Origin of the sequence: Halobacillus dabanensis, assembly GCF_900114165.1 — a bacterium.
GTDB classification, from domain to species: Bacteria; Bacillota; Bacilli; order Bacillales; family Halobacillaceae; genus Halobacillus; species Halobacillus dabanensis.
In genome coordinates this window covers 270,207-292,484 of record NZ_FOSB01000003.1, presented here as the reverse complement: position 1 = coordinate 292,484, position 22,278 = coordinate 270,207, and the positions used below count along the sequence as shown (strand labels likewise).

The 22,278-nt window shown below is 42.4% G+C and carries 20 protein-coding genes and 1 pseudogene; 6 read left to right on the top strand and 15 right to left on the bottom strand.

Annotated elements, in window-relative coordinates; all coding sequences use genetic code 11:
* Positions 1 to 15: 15 nt before the first annotated feature.
* Together BMZ58_RS07405 and BMZ58_RS07400 are read right to left on the bottom strand one after the other, a co-directional pair.
* Positions 16 to 1,980 (bottom strand): IucA/IucC family protein, encoded by a 1,965-nt coding sequence (locus BMZ58_RS07405; protein ID WP_075035906.1) that lies wholly within the window; start codon positions 1,978 to 1,980, stop codon positions 16 to 18.
* The gene (locus BMZ58_RS07400; RefSeq protein WP_075035905.1) at positions 1,977 to 3,809 is read right to left on the bottom strand and encodes an IucA/IucC family protein; all 1,833 of its coding nucleotides are present in this window, start codon (positions 3,807 to 3,809) and stop codon (positions 1,977 to 1,979) included. The genes BMZ58_RS07405 and BMZ58_RS07400 overlap by 4 nt, the downstream gene beginning before the upstream one ends.
* A 198-nt stretch (positions 3,810 to 4,007) precedes the next feature.
* Here BMZ58_RS07400 and BMZ58_RS07395 point away from each other — a divergent pair, with 198 nt between their 5' ends.
* From BMZ58_RS07395 to BMZ58_RS07385, 3 genes are all read left to right on the top strand, one after another.
* Positions 4,008 to 4,754, top strand: coding sequence for an IucA/IucC family C-terminal-domain containing protein (locus BMZ58_RS07395; RefSeq protein ID WP_075035904.1), 747 nt, complete (start codon positions 4,008 to 4,010; stop codon positions 4,752 to 4,754).
* 222 nt (positions 4,755 to 4,976) lie between these two features.
* Complete coding sequence (locus tag BMZ58_RS07390) at positions 4,977 to 6,611, top strand: acetolactate synthase large subunit (RefSeq protein WP_075035903.1); 1,635 nt, start codon at positions 4,977 to 4,979, stop codon at positions 6,609 to 6,611.
* Positions 6,612 to 6,620: 9 nt separating this feature from the next.
* Positions 6,621 to 8,054, top strand: coding sequence for an aldehyde dehydrogenase family protein (locus BMZ58_RS07385; protein ID WP_075035902.1), 1,434 nt, complete (start codon positions 6,621 to 6,623; stop codon positions 8,052 to 8,054).
* Between the two features lie 109 nt (positions 8,055 to 8,163).
* On the opposite strand, the gene BMZ58_RS07380 is transcribed toward BMZ58_RS07385, so the two are convergent.
* From BMZ58_RS07380 to BMZ58_RS07370, 3 genes and pseudogenes are all read right to left on the bottom strand, one after another.
* Entirely contained in the window at positions 8,164 to 9,471 is a 1,308-nt protein-coding gene (locus BMZ58_RS07380; protein WP_279626122.1) for a Glu/Leu/Phe/Val family dehydrogenase, read from the bottom strand.
* A gap of 126 nt (positions 9,472 to 9,597) precedes the next feature.
* A pseudogene (locus tag BMZ58_RS07375) lies at positions 9,598 to 10,579 on the bottom strand (cation diffusion facilitator family transporter).
* Between the two features lie 190 nt (positions 10,580 to 10,769).
* Positions 10,770 to 11,396 (bottom strand): FMN-dependent NADH-azoreductase, encoded by a 627-nt coding sequence (locus tag BMZ58_RS07370; RefSeq protein WP_075035901.1) that lies wholly within the window; start codon positions 11,394 to 11,396, stop codon positions 10,770 to 10,772.
* A 296-nt stretch (positions 11,397 to 11,692) separates the two neighbouring features.
* Here BMZ58_RS07370 and BMZ58_RS07365 point away from each other — a divergent pair, with 296 nt between their 5' ends.
* Positions 11,693 to 11,878, top strand: coding sequence for a YjzC family protein (locus tag BMZ58_RS07365; protein ID WP_075035900.1), 186 nt, complete (start codon positions 11,693 to 11,695; stop codon positions 11,876 to 11,878).
* Between the two features lie 50 nt (positions 11,879 to 11,928).
* Here BMZ58_RS07365 and BMZ58_RS07360 read toward each other — a convergent pair whose 3' ends face one another.
* Both BMZ58_RS07360 and BMZ58_RS07355 read right to left on the bottom strand, forming a co-directional pair.
* On the bottom strand, positions 11,929 to 12,153 hold the full coding sequence (locus BMZ58_RS07360; RefSeq protein ID WP_075035899.1) for a hypothetical protein: 225 nt from the start codon (positions 12,151 to 12,153) through the stop codon (positions 11,929 to 11,931).
* Between the two features lie 283 nt (positions 12,154 to 12,436).
* Entirely contained in the window at positions 12,437 to 13,411 is a 975-nt protein-coding gene (locus BMZ58_RS07355) for an aminoglycoside phosphotransferase family protein (RefSeq protein ID WP_075035898.1), read from the bottom strand.
* A 166-nt stretch (positions 13,412 to 13,577) separates the two neighbouring features.
* On the opposite strand from BMZ58_RS07355, the gene BMZ58_RS07350 reads away from it, so the two are divergent.
* A complete protein-coding gene (locus BMZ58_RS07350; RefSeq protein ID WP_075035897.1) occupies positions 13,578 to 14,813 on the top strand; it encodes a Zn-dependent hydrolase in 1,236 nt (411 codons plus the stop codon).
* A gap of 90 nt (positions 14,814 to 14,903) precedes the next feature.
* Here BMZ58_RS07350 and BMZ58_RS21030 read toward each other — a convergent pair whose 3' ends face one another.
* The 4 genes from BMZ58_RS21030 to panF all read right to left on the bottom strand — a co-directional run bounded on the left by BMZ58_RS21030 (position 14,904) and on the right by panF (position 18,403).
* Positions 14,904 to 15,047: a hypothetical protein gene (locus BMZ58_RS21030; protein ID WP_167360043.1), complete on the bottom strand. Its 144-nt coding sequence runs from the start codon at positions 15,045 to 15,047 to the stop codon at positions 14,904 to 14,906.
* A gap of 44 nt (positions 15,048 to 15,091) precedes the next feature.
* Entirely contained in the window at positions 15,092 to 15,493 is a 402-nt protein-coding gene (locus tag BMZ58_RS07345; protein WP_075035896.1) for a hypothetical protein, read from the bottom strand.
* A gap of 255 nt (positions 15,494 to 15,748) precedes the next feature.
* Entirely contained in the window at positions 15,749 to 16,516 is a 768-nt protein-coding gene (locus BMZ58_RS07340) for an alpha/beta hydrolase (RefSeq protein WP_075035895.1), read from the bottom strand.
* 135 nt (positions 16,517 to 16,651) lie between these two features.
* Entirely contained in the window at positions 16,652 to 18,403 is a 1,752-nt protein-coding gene (gene panF / locus BMZ58_RS07335; protein ID WP_083412598.1) for a sodium/pantothenate symporter, read from the bottom strand.
* 223 nt (positions 18,404 to 18,626) lie between these two features.
* On the opposite strand from panF, the gene BMZ58_RS07325 reads away from it, so the two are divergent.
* Positions 18,627 to 18,929: a hypothetical protein gene (locus BMZ58_RS07325; RefSeq protein ID WP_075035894.1), complete on the top strand. Its 303-nt coding sequence runs from the start codon at positions 18,627 to 18,629 to the stop codon at positions 18,927 to 18,929.
* A 267-nt stretch (positions 18,930 to 19,196) separates the two neighbouring features.
* Here the strand turns inward: BMZ58_RS07325 and BMZ58_RS07320 are convergent, their stop codons facing one another.
* From BMZ58_RS07320 to BMZ58_RS21320, 4 genes are all read right to left on the bottom strand, one after another.
* A complete protein-coding gene (locus tag BMZ58_RS07320; protein WP_075035893.1) occupies positions 19,197 to 19,907 on the bottom strand; it encodes a polysaccharide deacetylase family protein in 711 nt (236 codons plus the stop codon).
* A gap of 83 nt (positions 19,908 to 19,990) precedes the next feature.
* On the bottom strand, positions 19,991 to 20,419 hold the full coding sequence (locus tag BMZ58_RS07315; protein ID WP_075035892.1) for a DUF1801 domain-containing protein: 429 nt from the start codon (positions 20,417 to 20,419) through the stop codon (positions 19,991 to 19,993).
* 425 nt (positions 20,420 to 20,844) lie between these two features.
* Entirely contained in the window at positions 20,845 to 21,966 is a 1,122-nt protein-coding gene (locus BMZ58_RS07310) for a D-alanyl-D-alanine carboxypeptidase family protein (RefSeq protein ID WP_075035891.1), read from the bottom strand.
* 124 nt (positions 21,967 to 22,090) lie between these two features.
* A partial coding sequence (locus BMZ58_RS21320) for a hypothetical protein (RefSeq protein WP_208601406.1) occupies positions 22,091 to 22,278 on the bottom strand: 188 nt, incomplete at its 5' end.

Here is a 22,278-nt window from a genome sequence, read left to right as displayed (position 1 = left end):
TTCCTCCGACATTATTTAAGCGAGCGGGTTTGGGACTTCATTATATCCGTATCCCCTGCTATCTGTAAGACGCATTTTAGTCAGCGACTTATGCATCACGGTTCCTTGGTACAAAAACTCTCGATCCTCTTCCACCTGGCTTGCGATGTCTTCCTGCTGTGATAACCGATCGAGCACATCCTCACAGACCGATTTCACTACTTTCCAAAAGGACGATTCATTCACGCCAGAATAGGAAACCAATTGACAAATCATCTCGCCAAAATGATTTTGAAAAACCGTATAGTAGAGCTTGTTATGCATATCCGATCGCTGATTCGTCACACTTACCGAGTCTGCGGCAAACTTTGGCTGCAACCCTTGATTTCTCAATCGTTCCGTGTAAATACGAGCCCCGCCCCAATCACGGAAAAAGAATTTGCACAATCGCCCTTTTCTGAATACAGGCACACTGTTCTGCAAATGACCTTCAAGCGCTACTCCATATTTCACCATCAATGTTAAATACCCGGGCAGAACTTTCTCTACATAGTCTTTAAAAAATTGAAGGGAAGCTTCTGCTGGAAGGAGCTTCTCTGTGTCAGCAAACTGATCGACAACTTCGTGTAAGACCGGCTTCCCGCTCACAGGGGACTCGGCATATAAACTCATCCCTGCAATGGCGATTTCATCCTCCCCTACTTTTTCGTCGACTGCTTCCCGCACAAGCATCGTCAAGTTTCGGCTTTTCAATGAATCAGAAGATTGAAAAGCCGCTCCGGCCCACTCATTGAGTGGTATGAACATAGAAAATTGGGGCTCTTCTTGTAAAATATCTTCCATCATCAATGAGAAAACCGAAGAATTCAAAGCGGTCTGCGGTGATATTGACCGGACCGTTGAGGTCATTTGACTATTCACAGCAAGTTTCAGCACTGGCGCCCCTGCTTGTTTTGGTGCCAAAGTCCGAAAAGAAGACGTCGCTTCAGCAGGAATTCTTGTTTCTGATAAGAGTACAATTGCCTCCGACTCGATTTCCTCTTTATATAGGACCTGGATCTCGTACTCGTACTGCCACGGGTGAACAGGCAGAATGATATAAGTATCTGAAGAATAACCCAAAGCCTCGAGCTCGCGCCTGGCTTTTTGTGAAATATCGATAAAGTAATCCTCGAAGGTTTGATCTGTCGTCACCATATCCTTGCATCTCACAGCCACCAACCGGATTGGAAAGGTTTGATGAAACTCAGGAGAATAACGGACGACGTTGTCATAGGAGAGCCCAAGCTTTGTTTTTGCACCTGGATGAAGATGGTGACCTTCCACCACCATCTGTTCAAAAAATAAACTTGGTGAAAATCCGGTGCTTCGCTTGTGATCGACGTAGTCCAAACTATTCCTGACCCCGATTTGTTCCGCTTCTCTTTGAATGTTCTCTTTCCACTCTTCATGGAAGGAATAAGCAAGGGTTAAATTCACCGTTCCATTGTTCAGCTCTTCGATGAATTTATCCCTATTTTTATAATCCTCTGTACGGAATAACCAGTAAACAAGCTCTGCTGCAGATGATATTTCCCATACATCACTCTCACCGATCCATAAAGGGGCACCTGTTTCGACCAATTGAAACGCAGACTCCTTCTTAATAGGAAAAAGAATGCCATAGCCGGGTTTCAGGACAAGTTTGTATGTTGGATATTCTTTCAATAAAAGGGTGGATAGATTCTTATAAATGCCGGACCATGGCATAGGGTGACCATCTACCAAAGTGATCCCGTTCTTTTTTTCAACCGTATGGGACTGGACGTAATGACCATCGATATTTTCTCTCAAAACCGAATCTGCCAATTTATTCAGAATACCTTTTCTTCCTTCTTCTCGTTTTTCAAGAAAGCGGGTAACAAGTCCAGGATGTTCAGATTCTAAAAAACGGATACAGCGTTCTTCTTCCAGCATGGGGCCCGGGATCGTTCCATTAAAATGCTCGGTTACAGAAGTCATGCTTTATGCACCTCTTTTCTGTGGGAAAACGGGTTCTGGACATCGACATATATATTATCTGTAAACTGATTGGATAGACGCATTTTCACTAGTGACTTCATCTTTGCCGGACGACGGAGCAATGCCTCCAAGTCCGATACCGCATCTTCACGAATACGGTCGTCCTGCTTCAGTTGGTCATAGATCTCTTTCATGACCTTCTCCACTTCTGACCACAGCTCCGATTCGGTTACAGAGGAACGTCTCGCTAAAGCGACGATGATTTCTCCGAAGTGATTATGAAGGAGAGCATGAGAGAAAACATTCAAAAGCTCTTCCCTATCTTCGGTCAGCAAATTCGTACTATGATCGATCGGCTGTTTTTCAAAGAAGCGGTCTAATCGATCATTCATGATGCGGATTCCACCGACATCGCGAAGAACTGTACGTTTCGGAGCGCCATTTTCACATATGATGACACAGTTTTGTAAATGGGCTTCCATACTAATCCCGTACTTCGTGATCAATGTAAGGATTCCAGGTAATACAGTTTTGGCATAATGGGTTATGAATGTTCGCAGTGAGTCGTGTTTTTCTGCCATTTCCTCGACAATCAGCTTGCCTGTCACCGGAGACTCTGCGATTAAAGCAGCAGCTGGAATCGCAAGTTCCCTATCCGCTAAGTTTTTTTCCGGATTTTCACGGAGGATTGCAGCCATGTTTTTTTGTAAAAAATGACGATCATTCGTCTCTCCGGGTTCATAATGGATCCCGACGACATCCTTCATCATCGTTAAAGAATGAGAGATTGTTTCGTCCTTTGCAAAAATCTCCTGAAACAGCCGGGATACGATTGGCCCGTTTTTCGTTGAGGCAGCGGAAACCGTCCGCACTGCACTCGTCATCTGGACATTGACCGCTGTTTTTATATGGTGATTGACCTTACTACCAAGAAGAGGAGCTAATGTTCGAAAAGATATAAGAGCTGCTGTCGGAATCGAAGATCCTTCTATTGGAAAAAGCGTTTTATTTTCTAAAGCTTCCCTATAATAGGTCAACACCGTATGTTCGTACTGCCACGGATGGACAGGAATGATTTCATAATCATCTGGACTCCGTCCGTGTTTTTGACAACTGTCCTTAAATGCTTTTTCTAAATGAGGGTAATCATTAAACATTACAGACTTCATCGATTCTCCATTAATAGAATTCACTCGGCATATGCTTTTGTGGACTGCTACCGGTTGCACCTTTGGCTGCCCTTCCCATTCCGGAGCATAGCGAGTGATTTCTTCCGGGGATATCCCGATGCGTGTCCGGGCACATGGATGAATCGTATGCCCTTGAATCACCCATTGCTCAAAAAAGGTGAGCGGACTTTTTAAAGTTTCTGCATAGGTGAACGTATCCTTTTGTTTTTTCTGAAAAACTTCCTTACGCTTTTCCGCAATTGTTAAAGCAAGTGCATAATTGGCCACACTGTTCACCACTTCTTGATAAAACGGAGGTTTTTGTTCGTGCGGAAAACATAGTTCCAGAAAATCAGACGTCGTTTCGACCGGAGACTGCTTTCCATCATGATCGGTAAAAGTCATAGACCCGGCTACATCGATGTGACCTAATATGTAAGTATTGGCTATTGGTATAAGTAACTCTCCAGAATATAAAGAAAGACTGACCATTCTCTTATCGTCCGACCATTCATGCTCGAAAACATGCTCTCGGATCACAGCCTGAACCAATGAATGGAGAACGGTTCTGTCTGCTACAGGCAGATTCGAGGCGTCACTTTCGTCCCGATGGGGAAACTCCTTTTGTATAAATGTTCGTGCTTGCTCTATATCATTCATTTTCTCTCACCTCAAAGGTCGTCATATGTTTATTGTATGAGTGCCTATTCCCTAAATCAATCGATAGTAATCCATCGGGACATTACCTTAGCTTACTCCTTAAGGCCTGGCTATTATGCTCCTGTTGTTGTGAAAGGAAAAATAGCTTATAATTGATAACAGTTATCATTATAAAACTGAAATGTGGGAGTCATTCATATGAATACTACATTGAAACAAGTAGAAAATGATCATAAAATCGTGATTGGGAACGACAAGGAAAATCGAGTTCATTTCTTTGCCGATCAGTTAATACAAAAGAAAGATACAGTAAAAGAACTGCTTCACATACAGACAAACCAACTAGAGGCTCCGAACCAATCCATAACAGGATTGTTGTTCGGGAAAATGTATTCCGTCTATACAATGGGGCTATTTGAAATCCTTCTTAACCATGGATTAATTATTGATTCTACACCAGCGAATATCGGGATTGAATTAAAAGAGAAGAATGCGATGAACTATATCGTAAAAGAAGACGATGTGCACGCAATGGAAAACTTGACAGAAGAAGAAATTAAAGCGCATATTTACACGTTCCTCGTGGATCACTTGCAGCCATTGTTCCAATCTGTCGCTCAAGTATCCGGTTGTAAATCTACCCATATGCGGTCCATCGTTTCCCACAACCTCCACCAGCGCAAGTGTGCTTTAATGCGGACCCATGAAAACAAAAAATTGGTGGAAATCATTTTCCGATGGTTCACCTCCCAAGAACTGTTCAAAAGAAACACACGCAACCCATTAAACTTCCATTTCCGCTACTACAAAGCAGACAATGGCAAAGAAACATACGTGCGCAGACATTGCTGTATGAAATATATGCTCCACGATGCCGATAAATCAAAATGCTGTCCAACATGTCCACTCATTTCCGACGAAGAGCGTGATGATCGCATGAAATGAAGCCAGGAGTCCCAAGCTCCTGGCTTCATTTTTGCGCATAATTGGAATATTTTGTATGACCTGGTCACCCAAATAATGGGTGACCAGGTCATACAAAATTTGGAAATTCATCTCCGCAATGATTTTTAGTGAGAATCAGCGAATGATACACACCTTTTCCATTTACCTCCTCATAACTTTCTCTGACTTGACGCAAAATAATAGCGATAAGGAGGCAAAGAAATGAACGCTGCACAATTACTAGTCAAATGTTTAGAAAATGAAGGCGTCGAATACATTTTCGGTGTTCCTGGTGAAGAGAACATCGATATAATGGACGCATTACTAGACTCATCCATCGAATTCATCACCACCCGTCATGAAACGAGTGCCGCATTTATGGCTGGAACTTACGGAAGGCTTACCGGAAAACCGGGAGTGTGTTTAGCGACGCTGGGACCAGGCGCTACCAACCTTCTAACAGGGGTGGCGAATGCCAATATGGATCATTGCCCACTAATCGCCATCACCGGCCAGGCTGGTTTGAACCGGCAGCACAAGATTTCTCATCAGTATTACGATCTTGTCGATATTTATGAGCCTGTGACCAAATGGAATGCCCAAATCAAAACAGGTGAAATTGTTCCGGAAGTTGTAAGAAAAGCCTATCAAGTGGCAATGCAGGAGAAGCCAGGCGCTACCCATATCGACCTTCCTGAAGATGTGGCGAGCATGGAAGTCAATGCCGAACCTCTCCCAATTTCCGACCACTCACTTCCGCAAGCAGACGAGAGTGTCATCCGGGATGCTGTCGCATTAATCACAGAAGCGAAACACCCAATCATTTTAGCAGGAAATGGCATCACACGTTGCCAGGCGACAACGGAATTGAAAGCCATCGCAGAAAAAGCAGACATCCCTGTTGTGCACTCCTTCATGGGTAAAGGGGCGCTTTCGTGGAAACATGATTTAAGCTTACTTACCGCAGGCATTAGCGGGAAAGATCATATTACATGTGGATTCGAAAAAGCGGACCTGATCATTCCCATCGGTTTTGATATGGCTGAAACGCCACCGCAAAACTGGAACCCGACAGGAGACACTCCGATTTTGCATATTGATACGGAAGAAGCGGAAGTCGACGCTCATTATCCAGTGAAGCTCCATGTTGTTGGAAATATCAAAGAGAATTTGAAACAGTTGAACAATCTAATCCCAAATCAGAACCGCGATCTTCAATGGGCTCATTCCATTCGTAAAAAAGTGCTCGATGAACTAGAGCAATACAAACAAGACGAGGGATTCCCGGTTAAACCACAAAAAATCATTGCAGATTTAAGAGAAGCGATGAACGATGAGGATATCGTCATATCGGATGTCGGTGCCCACAAAATGTGGATGGCACGTATGTATCACACAGCCGAACCTAATACATGCCTAATATCGAACGGCCTCGCATCGATGGGTGTCGCTCTTCCTGGTGCTATTGCGGCAAAAATGGCAGCCCCGGATCGAAATGTTGTTGCCGTTTGCGGCGATGGAGCCTTCCTTATGAATGGAGCAGAACTGGAAACGGCCGTTCGCTTAAACGTTCCAATCATTATTTTATTATGGAGGGATGACGGTTACGGACTTATTGAATGGCATCAAATGAAAAAATTCGACCGACCTTCCTACATCGAATTTGGCAATCCAGATTTTATTAAACTCGCCGAATCGTTTGGGTTTGATGCGATCAAAATAGACAGCGCAACTGATTTGAGTAATGCTTTAGAAAAAGCGATACAATTGAATAAGCCCGCCCTGATCGATTGTCCGGTCGATTACAAAGAAAATATGAAGCTCACAGAAACCCTTAAAAATATTTCATGCGAGTGAGGTGATGATATGCGAATCGGTTCCATCATTAATGGTGAAGAATATAAAGAAGAAACTCGCGAAACAATGACCGCAAACAACCCTTACAACGGGGAGGCAGTCGTTGATCTCGCTCTTGCGAAGGAAGAAGACCTGAATAAGGCGATTGACAATTGCTACGATACTTTTCATCGAACTACGAAAAAAATGCCGGCCCATGAACGTGCTGACATTTTGTTGAAAGCATCGGAACTCATGGGAGAACGGCTGGATGACTTTGCCGAAACCATAACGAAAGAAGCAGGAAAACCACTTCAATTCAGCCGCGCTGAAGTAAAGCGATCCATGCAAGTCTTACGCTTTGCTGCAGAAGAAGCTAAACACATACAGGGCGACGTAATTCCGATGGACGCTGCCATTGGAGGAGCGGATCGGTTAGGCTTTACTAAACGTGTGCCTCTGGGAGTAGTAGCAGCTATCACTCCTTTCAATTTCCCTTTGAACCTTACGTTGCATAAGATTGCCCCTGCGATCGCTGCAGGAAATACGATCGTTTTGAAGCCAGCTGAAAAAACACCACTGTCCGCCTATAAACTTGTCCGGCTGCTCCATGAATCAGGCCTTCCCAAAGGTGCGCTGAACCTTGTGCTCGGTACAGGGAAAGAAATTGGTGATCCTCTGGTCAAACACGATAAAGTTCACAAAGTAACGTTTACAGGAAGTCTGCCTGTAGGAAAACAGATTCGGAAAAATGCTGGGTTTAAAAAGGTGACGCTCGAACTGGGATCCAACTCGCCAAACATTTTATTTGAGGATGCAGATTTAGCTTACGCCATACCAAGTCTCGTCAAAGGATCTTTTGCATTTTCCGGCCAGGTCTGTATATCTGCCCAAAGAATTTATGTCCACCAGAACATTTATGAACGATTTTTAAAAGAGTTTGTCCGACAGACGGAATCTTTAACGATTGGTGACCCGATGAATGAAGAAACGGATTTCGGGCCGATGATTAACGAGGATGAAGCAAAACGGGCAAAGACGTGGATTGATGATGCGGTCAATCATGGTGCAAACGTCGAAACAGGCGGGGAGCAGGAAGGAACCATGCTGCAACCAACGATTATGACAAATGTCAAAAGTGATATGAAGATCATTGCTGAAGAAGTTTTCGCCCCCATCGTTTCGGTTATTCCGTTCACATCTGAAAATCAGGTGATCCAGAAGTCGAACGACTCGACCTACGGGCTGCAAGCAGGGGTTTTCACCCAGGACATCGACCGTGCCTTCCGGGTCGCTGATCAACTCGAAATGGGCGGAGTATGGATCAATGAAATCTCTACTTATCGTCAAGATAATCACCCATATGGTGGCGTGAAACAAAGCGGCATCGGACGAGAAGGTGTCAAATACGCTTTAGAAGACATGACAGAACTTAAGTTTTACGGGATTAAACGAAATAGCTAAAAAAGCTGGCGACCTAATACCAATCAGGGCGCCAGCTTTTTTCATTTTGTCGTTTTAGGGCTACAGGAAACGGCTCGCTTTCCCATCCACCCCTGAAACTCCAGATAATTTACAACTTCTCTTGCTCTCCAATCCAACCTCTAGCATCCATCGCTTTGACTAAATGACTAATACCCACCATATATGCCGCATCTCGCATCCGGCAATCTTTCTCTTCTCTCATTTTGATTACTTTTTCAAAACCAGCCAGCATCTTTTCTTCGAGTTGTTGGTTGATTTCATCGACCTTCCAGTAGTAATTCATATTGTTCTGCACCCATTCAAAGTAGGAAACGGTAACGCCTCCAGCATTGCATAGAATGTCTGGGATGACGAAAATTCCTTTTTCCTCTAATATTTCATCCCCATCAGGAGTTGTTGGTCCATTAGCGGCTTCTGCAAGGATTTTCGCCTTGATGTTCGGTGCTGTTTCTTTCGTGATTTGATTTTCAACTGCCGCTGGGATAAGGATATCTACCGGTAAAGCGAACATTTCTTCATTATTAATCGGTTCAGCCTTCTCATAATTGGAAGCATAATTCTCTCCTTTATTAGTGAAAGCTAATAGATCTGGAATATCCAGACCATCCTCTTTGTATATGCCACCTTTTGCATCCGTGACAGCGACAATTTTCACTCCTAGTTCATGCAGAAACTTAGCAGTCATACTACCAACATTTCCAAACCCTTGAATAGCTGCTGTCGCTTCCCCCAAATCAATGCCGAGAACTTTGCAGGCTTCTCGTATTGTGAATACGACTCCGCGCCCTGTAGCTTCCAAACGGCCAAGCGAACCTCCAAGCACAACCGGCTTTCCAGTTAACATCCCTGGAATATTGTATCCGCGGAGCTGGTCGAATTCATCAATCATCCATCCCATTACTTTCGGATTTGTGTTTACATCTGGAGCCGGTATATCTTTTTGTGGACCGATAATTGGAGTGATACTCTTAATGTAATTACGGCTTAACACCTCCAGCTCCCGTTCAGACAATTTTTCGGGATCAACAATTACGCCACCTTTACCTCCGCCCAAAGGAAGGTCGATAATAGCAGATTTTAACGACATCCACACCGAAAGAGCCTTCACTTCATCAAGGTTCACAGCAGGATGAAATCGGATCCCCCCTTTGGTTGGACCTAAGATATCAAGGTGTTGGGAACGATAGCCTGTAAAGTTCTCAATCCTGCCATCATCCATACGGACAGGAATAGAGACTTCAAACACTCGCGTCGGTTTTTTCAGTAAATGATAAATGTTTTCGTGCAAGCCAAGTCTTGACACAGACTCTTTCAGAAGATCTTTAACAATTTCATATGGATTTTGGTCGTGCGTCATAATATCCGATTCCACTTTGTCTTTCTTTTTCTTTTCCATTAATTCCACCTCACCATTTCGTTTTCCTTATAATAGAATTCCAAAAAAAGCCCAACATTATGCCAAACACATCCAGAGGAAATCACTTCCATAAACCACCTGACCAGGTCATACAATTTATTCCAGTCAATCTTCTATATCTTTGCTTTCTGGGTCCCAGGTTTGTTTGTGATCATCTTTATCTGACTCGATGATTACTTCTGTAACCCCTCGCTGACTTAAAATTTTCTTCTCGATTCCATGTAAAACTCCATCAACTTTTTCTATCGACATATCAGGATCAAATTCGATTTTCAATTCGACGTGCAGCTCTTCGCCTTCCTTCATAACCATCAACTTCTTTATGTCCTTTACATGAGGGTCTTCAAATACGAATTCGCCTATTTTCTCTTCCATTTCTTCATCCGCTACGCCAAGTACTCCTGCAGCATTATCTAAGAAAATGCGAGCAACAACGTAAAATAGCATCAGACCAATAAGTACAGAAGCATACCCTTCTGCCGTATGAAAAGGGGTGTAGGTAGCAATAAGGATGGAAATCATAGCGATCACTGCACCAGAGGTAGCCACCATATCTTCTAGAAATACAAGTTTAGTTGCAGGCTTGGCACTCCCGATGTTAGCCATGCTGACCTTTATTACCCCCCCAACCTTTCACTCCCTCTTGCCCGATATCCGCGACAACCTCTTTCATTGCCTTGAATAAAACGAAGGACTCAAGAATCGCGGCAAGTCCCAGAACCGTTAAATTCAACCAGATCCACGACCCAGCTTCCGGTGGGTGCAAAATATGATGGATACCTTCTTTGATCGTTTCATAGGCTAAAATGCCGACGATAATAACAGCACCCAAAAGAACCAGGTTTACTAAACGTGCAAAACCATTTGGAAACCGATCTGTCGGTGCTTTTTTACTCAAAGCAGAACCAATAAATACGAAAAACTGGTTAGCCATATCTCCAATGCTGTGCATTGTTTCAGCAAACATTGCAACGTTTCCTGTTATGAAATAGGCGATCCCTTTGATTAGAGCGATAGTGGCATTAATGATACTCGCCCACAAAGCAGGCTTATTGCCTTTCTTTAATAATTGAAATAACTCATTCATCATGAACCCCCACTTTCTTTCAACCTTCCGCTTCTCCCTAGTTTCCCAAGAAGCCAAACAATTCATTCCAAAAATTGTATGACCAGGCCTTACAATTTCTTCCGTACCAGGTCATACAAATATTTCCATAAATTCAATAAAAAAAGCACCCTCGTTTGGAGGATGCCTCTCTTACATTTATTTATTATTTTTAGAATGAAGCCGCTGTTGAAGCTGCTTCTTCCAGTCCATTTTCCACAATTTCCGAAGCGCGATGCGGGAACTGATTGTGACCTTCCACGACAAGCGTCGTAATGTCTTCAACACCCCAGAAACGTAACATATTCTGTACATAGTTAACCGCCATTTCTGCAGCCTGCGCTGGACCTTCGGAATACACCCCGCCCCGTGCATTTAAAATGGCAACTTTTTTATCAGGCAGTAGCCCGACAGGACCTTCCTCTGTATATCGGAACGTCTGTCCCGCTTGCGCCAAGTAGTCAAAATACGTATGGAGCACAGCTGGGATTGTGAAGTTCCAGAGAGGGAAAGCAAAAACAACTTTATCAGCTGCTAAAAACTGCTCCAGGTAAGTCATAACAGTATTAGACGCTTCCACCTCTGCTGGTGTCAATTCCATTCCTTTGGATTTCTTGAACATACCGTTGATTTTATCGTTATCGTAATATCCCAGGTTCTCTTCGAACAAATCGAGCTCTTCGATTTCATGATCCGGATGCGCCTTTTTATAGTTGTCTAAAAAAGTGTGATACAGCTTGACGCTCACAGACTGTTCCATGGGACGGGAATTTGCTTTGATAAAAAGTACTTTAGTCATATGGGAACCTCCATTATATTTTTATTAGTTGCTACAACAACAAATATATCAAATTATTGTCAGAACTTTCTTCGAGCCTTTTTAAAAAACGTCCTTCTTTCAAGATGTTGCTATACAAACTATGTGACGTCACTAATATTATAAATTTCTCAAGTAAATGTCAAACCTTAAAACTTGATAAGTGAAAACTGTACGAATGTGACTCTTTTTACAAAAAGAGGTTTATTATTTTTCTTTCGGGATATATACCTTATGTACGTACAATCAAAAACAAATTCGAAAGGATGTTTATGAGCATGGCTGATCGTTACAAAACAGGTGAAAAGGCTCCGGAAGCAGGTACTTACGAATTTGATGGTTTAGTTGATGGTCGTAAAAAAGATAATGTAACGGAAGATGAGAAACAAATCGAACTGAGCAATGGCGATACGTTCCCTCCTCTTCGCTCCAGTAAGGAAGCGGCATATTGGAAGAAAGCTTAGTCAACTCCACCAAAAAAGATCCTGAGCACCCTAGCTCAGGATCTTTTTTATCATTTCTTCTTCCCATCAATCAATTTGAATTTCGGACTTTGATAGTCATCCGGGTGCTTTTCAAACGAAGTGATGGTTGCTCCGATGCCGATTGTAAGCGAACCGTCTGTCTCTACACGGAACAACGTACCGGGCTCTTTGACGCGAATCGATTGGACATTATGTCTAGCAAAGACTTCCTGCAAGTCACCAATCAGTTCATCTTTTCCATATGTGAAACCCATTCTGTCACTCCCTAAGTTATCTCTAGTACTAGTAGGATATGTAAAAACAAACAGAAACATGCCCTCTTCATAAAAAAGGTTATAGCATCCCTTGGAAAGATCTTTCTCAATAAGAGTCTCCTTGTATCCAGCTGGCGGAGCAATGATTTACAATATGGCGGCGAATGGGGTTGGAGTGTCATTCGCTCTCTATGGAATAGGGGGAACCTCCATAGACTCATTCCACCTGCCGGATAAAACTATTCTTTTTCCTTCCACTGTTTTTTAAAAGATAAAATGGACTCTAGCCATATAGCAAACGATATTTTCGGTATGCTTGCAGATGGATTTTTTCCGCCCGTTTTTGAGTTTTCTCCTTCACTTCTGGCATCTCTTCTGCTTCTACATAATCAGCCAAAACATCAATGACCTCATCTAATAACTTTGCCCGGAAATATAAGGATAACCGCTCTACTGTTTTATCACCTGCTACCTCACTTACTCTTTCCTCCCACTTCTTAGATTGTGCAAGTGGCCAAAGCAAAGAGGTATAATCCATGGCAGCATCCCCCTGACACGACAAGTCATCCCAATCGATGATACAAAACCTTTCCCTGTTCACTAGGATATTCTGTGAACTCAAGTCATTATGAGTGACATCTCTTGCTATTGCCTGAAAGCTCTTCATATTTTTCACTTCTTTTTCTAATCGATCTACTTCTTCATGAAACCATTGGTAGGTCTCTTTTGTTACAAAGGAAAGTAAATATTGATGACCATCGATAATAGAAAGATCTTCACGGAATCTAGTTATGTAGGTGTCTATGAACGAATCAGCATAAGTAAGTTCATCTCGGCTTTCCAATAGGTTACCGAGGTCCTTATCCTGATGTAATTGTGATACATTCTCCAATATTGAAGTAAGGATAGTGCCCTGTTCCTGTTTGGTCTTTAGCGCCGCTCCATCAAAATACTCCGAAACAAGACCATAAGAAAACCCTGGTATGACCTCTTCTTCTACTTCCTTTATCAGTTTGGGAGCATGATAATAGGTATTCAAGTAATCACTAACTCTGGACCACTTCCTTAGTTCCGACTCATGATTGGATTCAGCAAACTTCACATGTCTTTTTACTTCCCCATCTGTTAAAAAGTAGGACTGGTTAACAAATCCACCAGGATTCCAAATGTATACGACATCTTTTATGTCTTTCGTAAATCCAAGGTCGGTTCTCACATCATCTGCCCATTCTTTTATAATCTTCTCGTTTTTATTCATTTTCACCCCCCCTTATTATCTAAAAAAAATCTATCACTCTGATTCATACTCACCATTTTTGCAAATAGCAGAAGCTTTCATGTAATCATGTATATTTAACACTATGTCAATTGTCAGATAATTGGGAACTTGGTATAGTTAGTAAAAAGCGAGGAGGAGAAGTAATTTGCAAATCAATCAAGATAGATTCCAAGAGCATATAGACAGTTTAGCAAAGATCGGTAAAATCGGCGAAACTGGTGTATGCCGTTTGGCCCACTCCAAAGAAGATCGTGAAGCTGTAGATGTCGTCAGAATCTGGATGGAAGAAGCAGGTCTTGAGACGCATATTGATGGTTTCGGTAACTTGATCGGACGACTCGAAGGAAAAGATAAAGACAAACCTATCTTATTGCTAGGCTCTCATATCGATTCGCAACCTTATGGCGGCCGCTTTGACGGAACGGCTGGAGCTTTAGGTGCGATTGAAGTCGTACATACGATGAAGGATCAAGGAATCACACCGAACCGCACAATTGAAGTGATTTGTTTCTCTGACGAAGAAGGTTCGAGGTTCAATAAAGGCGTCTTTGGGGTCCGAGGCATTATCGGTCAATTAGAAGAAGGAGAATTAGAAAGAAAAGATAAAAATGGCATCAGCCGCCTTGAAGCATTACGAGAGTTCGGTGTAGAACCAGATTTGAGCCAAAGTCCTGTATACAAACCCGGAGATATCGAAGCTTTTCTTGAACTCCATATCGAACAAGGACCGGTCTTAGAGTCGCAGGACAAGCCTGTAGGGATTGTATCCGCTATTTCAGGACCGATTTGGCTGACGGTCACATTAGAAGGTTTTGCCGGGCATGCAGGTTCTGTTCCTATGAACTTGAGACAGGATGCTTTTCTTGGCGCATCGATCATTACGAAAGAATTCAATGAACTGATCAGAAAAGAAGGAACACCGAATACTGTTGGTACGGTTGGCAGTGTGCAAACATTCCCAAACTCCCGTAATATCATTCCTGAAAAAGTTGAATTCACCATCGACCTTCGAGATATCGACCTGGAGGCACGCACTAAGCTGGAAAAGGAACTCTATGACATCATTGAAAAAACAAGTAAAGAGCTCAACCTCGACTACTCCATAAGCGAAGATACCAGAAGTGACCCACGTTATTGTGCAGACTGGATAAAAGATATTATGAAAGAAGAAGACACAAAACTCGGCTATGGTTCACCAACACTCATGAGCGGGCCATTCCATGACGCTTTATTCATGTCCTATATCTGCGACTATGGCATGATTTTCGTCCGCTGCGAAAAAGGAATCAGTCATAATCCGCTGGAATATGCAGAGATGGAAGATTTGCAAAAAGGAGTCAATCTTCTCTACCACACAGCTATGAAAATTGCTCAATCCTAAGAGTAAGGTTCTTCCCTTATCTAAAAACACACGCAGAAACACAAATAATGGGTTCAGGGTCCAGCTCGACCCTGAGCTTTTCCTTTTCGATTACAAGAACATATTCCCTATTAATCCAATCGAAAGCATGGGGATAAAGGAACGAACCTTAATTGGAAGTTTCCGTCTACGCCCTGTTGGATACCCTTCGACTGTTTGCTTATGGTCTATTACATCGTTAAATGGTTCCCTCATCCACCCACCTCCTTATGTAAACTTTCCCTTGGAGCAGGGTTCTTCTACTTTCTTTCCGCAAACTCTTTATCCAGCCTCTTTGCATACATCGTAACCGTTAATATAAAGTAATAAAGGAGAGAAGATCCGGTCATTAATAATAGGATTGGTTGATAGTCGCCGGTATCCAAACTGGCTGACCATACGAATACACCGCCTACCCCTAAGCCGGCAATGGTGAATAACAATATTTCCGTTAAGAACCTCTTCCAAACCCTATCCATTTTTTTCGTCATCTGTTTGATCAGAATAGACACAGGTATGCCTATAATCAAAAAGACAGGTAAGGAATAGATGAATACCACCAAGGAAAGGTCAACACCTTCAGGGGTGATGAATACATTTATAGCAATTGCTAATACGATAGGCGAGATAATGGCTGTCAATATGTTTGCAAATAATTTCAAATCCAAATTCCCCCTTTGGCCGTTTCCTCCAACATTGTTTCATAAGAAATTAACGCAGTATGCTTTCTTCCTCATAATAACCCGATACCCTTACCCATTCAATTTATAAAAAAGCACGGCACCTCCCCGCTTTCTATCTTGTTCAAGCCATGGTTCATAGGATGATCAATAAAGCCAAAACACTCCAAAAAGCATACTATTACAAAAGCTTTCGTTTCCTTTTCTTGCTCTTTAAAATGGTGGTATGTATAAATCTTAAAAATCACCTTTGACAGCTCTTAGGAAGGAATTAAATTTATGGTGGACTCTTGATTGAAAGCAAGAGTAAAGATGCTTATCGCCAAAGACGACTTCCTTTTCCACCTGCACACCTTTGGATTTCAAAAGTTCATATATTCGCTCATTAGATTGTAAAAAAGCTTCATTGATGAAAGGTTTTTCTGACTCCGCAGTTCCCCAATCCATATAAATATGCTCCAACTGCGATAAGTCTGACCTTCTAATTAATCCTTCCAATTCTTCCTGATTTCTGAAAAAGGCAGAAGAGAGTACCATAATATTTTGGTAGATATGAGGGTAGATACATCCGGCATAAAGAGAAATAAGTCCGCCTAAGGATATACCGGCCATTGCTGTACGATTCCTTCGTGTCGGATATTGGTGATCGACCCACGGCTTCAATTCATGGGTGATAAATTCAATATACTCTTTTCCATCTCCGCCACGAACACTACGTTCCCCTAGCATCCTTTCGCAAAATCTCCCATGGACCCAGGGACAATATTCATCAGCACGACATTCAGGGATCTGATCGATAGCTACAACAATTACTTCCGTTTTTTCATCTAAGTGCTGTTTTAGTTGAAGAGAGACTCCTCCGATTGCATCTTCATCACAAAATACATTTTGCCCATCATGCATGTAAAGAACAGGCAACGGTTTGTTACTGACATCTGATCGAAAGATCCGCACCCTCCGCTCTTGATTAAACCTTCGACTGGGAAAATCAATGACATCTATCATCGTAACTCTTCCTTTCTCCACCCTTTACTTCTTGCTAAACTATTGATTCTTTATCTTCCGCATTCTTCCTCCCTTAAATTTGTCTTTTTTTCACAAGTTAAAAAGGGACAGAACCACCGTTCCATCCCCCAGTAATTAAGAACTCCATAATTTTTGAAACACCTGCTTCTGAACTTCTGCGTGTTGCTTCACTGTCAGCAAACTGACGCCAACATATGCTAAGAAGCTCAAAACGACAGGAAGCACGACAGTGTGCATCCCAAACGCATTCGGCATGAAACTATGAAAAACGATATAACTCCCTACCCCCGTCACAATGGAAGCCATGGCCCCGCTCGCATTCCCCTTCTTCCAATATAGCCCCATGACTACCGGCCAGATGAACGCCGCTTCTAACCCTCCAAAAGCGAACAAGTTCAACCAAATCAACAAGTCCGGCGGTTGGATTGCCATAGCAAACACAAGCAGACCGATTACTGTTGTCACCGTAATACTGAAACGTTTGACTGTCTTGTCATCCGCTCCCGGCTTAACATAATTCAAGTACACATCTTTTACGACTGCTGAACTGACGAGCAACAACAAGGAATCGACTGTCGACATGATCGCCGCCATAGGAGCAGCTAATACGATCCCTGCAAGCCAGCCTGGAAGGACTTCCATCGCAATGCGCGGCATGACCGTATCACCAACTTCAATACCAGGCAACACAGGGCGGGCGAATACACCTGCTAAGTGCATGCCGAGCATAATGAAGCCAACCACGGCCGTGCCGATGATCAACGCCCGGTGCATGCCTCGGGAACTTTTATAACTCATTGCACGGACAGCGACTTGGGGCAAACCGACAACACCGACACCGACTAGAATCCAGAAAGAAGACACGTACAATGGTGTAAGCGATCCATCTGCCCCATAAGGCGAAATTAAGTCAGGATTTTCCGCAGCTAAATCGGACACGATATTCTCCACGCCCCCACCTGCGATAATGGTACCGATAAGGATGATCAACGTGCCAAAAAACATAACAACTCCTTGCACCGTATCTGTGATGGCAACAGCCCGGAAGCCGCCAATGATGACGTAGACAAGGACCGATACGGCAAATATAAACAATGCGGCTGTATAAGAAAGCCCCGTAAGCGATTCAATTAACCTTGCCCCACCGACCCACTGGGCAGCCATTGCAGAAAAAAGAAAGATGATGATACTAGTGGCAGACAAAATGACGACCCACTTGCTTTGATAACGCTCCTTCAAAAAGTCAATCAGTGTCACCGCACGGATTTTTCTTGCCATGATGGCGAATTTTTTCCCGAGCACAGACAGGACAAAATACCCTGTCGCAAGTTGTGTCATCGAAAGCAAAACCCATCCGAGCCCCATCGTATAAGCGACACCTGGCCCTCCCACGAAGCTGCTTGCACTTCCATAGGTCGCGACCATTGTCATCGCGAGAATGAAGCCGCCCAATTGACGGCTGCCGAGAAAATACTCCTGAAGAAAATCTGCGGTTGTCTTTAAATATTTCGACGCATAAAAACCGATAAAAAAGATAATGACAAGAAAAATCAACAGTGGAATGACGACTTCCCAGTTCATTTCCCTCCCCCCCTCTTCATCCTCAAGTGGAACTTCTTTGAATAAAAAGACGACCGAGAGAATAACAAGAATAAAGATGACGATGGTCACCACAATACAACTATAAAAAAACCAGGCAGGAAGACCGAATATGTAATTGTATTCTTCTACAGGCCCTGAACCGAGCCCATAGGCGAATCCATACCACAAAATAAAGTTGAGCACGACGAGACCGACACCGATAAGTGCCTCCTTATTCGCAACTTTATATCGTGAGTCCTCTTCCCGCCTATTTTCATGATTCATCTACGTACCTCCTAACAAAACCCTTCGAACTCTATGGAAAGTTCTCATATCAGCTTACCGAAAAATTAAGTATCTGTCTTCACCCATTTTCACCACACCAAGGTACTACTCTTTTCATCTCCTGCATAATGTATCAAAGAACTTCAATCGACAGCCTTTTCTCTTGCGATTTTAAGTTCATCATGTAAAATGGATATATTCATAGAATAAGGGAGTGCTTTGTATGAAAAGACACTTAACCTTTGGAATCGTCTTCCTGTTTCTCCTATTATCGTTGCCTTTTACACATGGCGACCAACACAGCGGCTATTTCAAAGGTGACGTTCAGGAAAGCACTCTAGCTGAATACTCACCGAATACAGATGATCATTCAGATAAAAAAGCAATCATTAGTGCTTTCGCTGTCTTTATCCTATTAGTGAGTACCGTGGTTCAAGAAACAAGCAAATCCGGACGTCCTTTTCGTAAGTTATTTTTCCTGAACCCCACCTTTTACCAATCGAATTACGTGATTCATAACCTTTGATGTTGCCAATTCAAGCAAACAATCAAAGGAGGTCACACCAATGATCTGGTTCAGAATGATTATGATTGCAATGTTCTCACTGACAGCATTATCTTTGCTGTCATATCAAGGGACAGAAATCTATCATGCTTTTCTTGAGTTTTTCCATAAAAAATAACCCTCTCCCATACGCAAGGATGCGTATGGGATTTTTATAAAAAATGAAGGGATAGAGCCAGACAAGAAAAAATTCCACTCTAAATATTATTGATCTAAGTAATTATCCGGTCAATCATCTTGCTCCTCTTTTTGTAACTCATCCACAGTGACGAATGTATACCCTTTTTCTGATAACGTTTCGATTATACCTTCAATTGTCGAAAGCGCTGATTCCACTTCCATATACATCGGATGGAACAAAATGATAGATCCTGGCTGAATGTTTTCTGCTACAAATGAAACTTTCCCAGTTGAAGACGTGTGGTAGGTATCTGGTTCTATATCCCACATGATTGTATCCATACCTTGTTCTTTCAAGTAATAAGGTAAGCCGGCAAGCTTCTTCCCATAGGGAGGTCTAAAATCGATTTTCTTTTCATAACCTGTTCGGCGGATCAGCTCATTCGTCTTCTGAACTTCCTCTTTATAAAAAGAGTACCGCTTGAACACCATAGGTTCATGGGAATATGTATGATTGCCAAGTTGATGTCCAGCCTCATTGATCTCTTTTCCTATTTCCATATTCTCCTCAAGATCTTTCCCATTCACAAAAAAAGTAGTTTTCACATCATATTCTTCTAACAATGACAGGATTTCTTGAGCGTTTTCTGTTGGTCCATCATCGAATGTTAATGCAACAATTTTCTTCTCTGTTTCCACTCTGTCAGTCACCCCACCAAACAGTTGGAAACTCCGGGCATTCATCCATTCATATGTACCATAAAGGAGCAGGAGAGTGGACACAAGGATGATTCCACCGATCAACCATTTCTTTTTCATATCATCCCTCTTTTCATAGACCTGCCTATAATAGCATAAAAATAGCATGGTACCAGAGCCCATGCTACTTTTCATTAAGGAGACTAACTCTGCGGATACGTCTTTTGTAAAAATGCAACCGATTGACGAATGAGTTCACGTAAAACCTCCTCATCAATATCATCCACTTTATTAATGTACACACACGCTTTACCAGATTTGTGCTTACCGAACTTATTCAATAGAGCTTCACGGTCCGGATCTCCTGTGGCAAAGTAAAGACTAATGTTCGCTTTGCGCGGAGAAAAGCCGACAAGTGGTGCATCTCCTTCATGGCCGGTCTTATATATATAATGGTAAGAACCGAATCCAATGATAGACGCCCCCCACATTTTCGCTTCATACACTGTTGTCACTGTGAAAATATCTAATAATCGATAGGCATCCTCCCGTTTTTTAGGTTTGTCTACTGCCGCCTCAATGAACTCAAGGACACTTCGATCGTTTTCTTTCGTTTTCAGTTCATATGCCATCATGCCTCTCACCTTTCATAGGATTCTAGTAAACTATTTCCACTTTCTCAGCCACTTCTCCTCTTTTCCATATCTATTAACACAGATAAAACCTCGAGTTCTTTATTTTCCCTTTAGAACCTGGTCCCCTTATTCTGCAAACCAAGAACTCCAAGGGCTAAATGCTCAAGCGCGCGGACAGACAGGAAGCATAAAAAGACCAGGCGGAAGAAAATGATCTCCCCCCATAAGACGGGCTGCTTTACTCTAGGTTGGATCCGAATGTCGCTATGCAGAACCTATCACCCGCAATCATGAAACATTTCCTAGATGAAAAAAAAAGAACCTCCCAACAATAGGGAAGTTCTAATCAATAGAATACCAGAGAATGAAATCATATATACTTGTGATCCCAAGTACACGTTTCCCTTAGTCTCACCATCCGTCTAATATAAAACTTCTGTGATCAAATAATCTTTAGGAAAAATAAAATAAGGGAGGTACTCTTTCCACTTTGGTTCTTCTACCTCTTCTTTTATTTGGGGTTCTCTTTCCTTTTGCACCTTCTCTAATTGTTTAGAGATTCTTTCCTCGCCATCTTCATAAATGACCATTTGACCATTTTCCTCTAACTTCATCTCGACAGCCGATTCTTTGAGATGAGTGAAAGGAACCTCCTGCGGGAAAATAAAATCATCTTTTGCCTCCTGGAATTCTTTCGCCGGCTCTATATTCGTCGTCTCATAGTGTTCGAATCCATAATCAAGTAGTTTCTCCGTGTCCTCATAAGATTGGTCTTTCAAGGCACTTTTCATCGTGATGACGATAAGATTCGTATTTTCACGGGTCGCGCTTGTAGCTAATGTAAAGCCGGATTGTGGAACAAAACCTGTCTTTCCACCCGTTACCCCTTCATAAGGATCCTCTCTCATTAATTTATGATGGGTATAAAGAGTAGCATCCCATTTCTCTCCGTCCCATTCCATTACCTTTGCACCGTACATTTCATTGAACGTTTTATTCTCCATCGCATGCTTTGTAATGAGAGCTAAATCTTTTGCAGTTGTCCTATGTTCGGGGTCAAACAAGCCGTGCGGATTTTCAAAATGGGTCTGTTGTACTCCGATTTCATTTTCCAGATAATCATTCATATCTTCAGAAAATTGTTCCACACTCCCACTCATATGTTCTGCAATGGCTACTCCGGCATCGTTCCCGGAATTGAGTAACAAACCAGCAACCAAATCCCGCATTTTTGCTTCTTCCCCTTCTTCTAAATAGAGGCTGGATCCACCAGTATTCCAGGCTTTCTCACTGACAGTAACCGTTTGGTCTAAATCACTATGTTCTATGGCATAAATAGCTGTAGCAATTTTTGTCAAACTGGCAGGATACAATTGAGTTGTTGCATTCTTTTCATATAATACTTTTCCTGTATTAGCTTCGAGGACGATCGCCGCATCGCTAGCAATAGTCGGAGTTTCTGGTTTAGTTGCCCCCAAAACAAAGGTAGGGTATATAAGTAATAGTGTGCTTATTATAGTCATCCATAAAATCATTTTCTTCATCTAATAACTCCCCGTGTCTGTGTGATAGTAATAGTAATTACTTGTAAAATGTCGAAATGTCACCTTTTTTGCCACTTACAAGTATATAGAAAACATACACAATTGCACGGAATGAAGACTAATCTTAAATGAATTGTAACTTTATCGTAAACTTATTGGCTTTCCCTTGTAATTTCTTTAAAATTTTGGAAGTGCCCCTATACACAAAAGGGGCAATACGGCGCCATGCGCTTTTCTTTTTGTCCAGCTCCTGCGCCCAGACACTCGCGTCATAAGCCATCCGTCTTGCGGAAGGAAAAAACACCTTCCTCC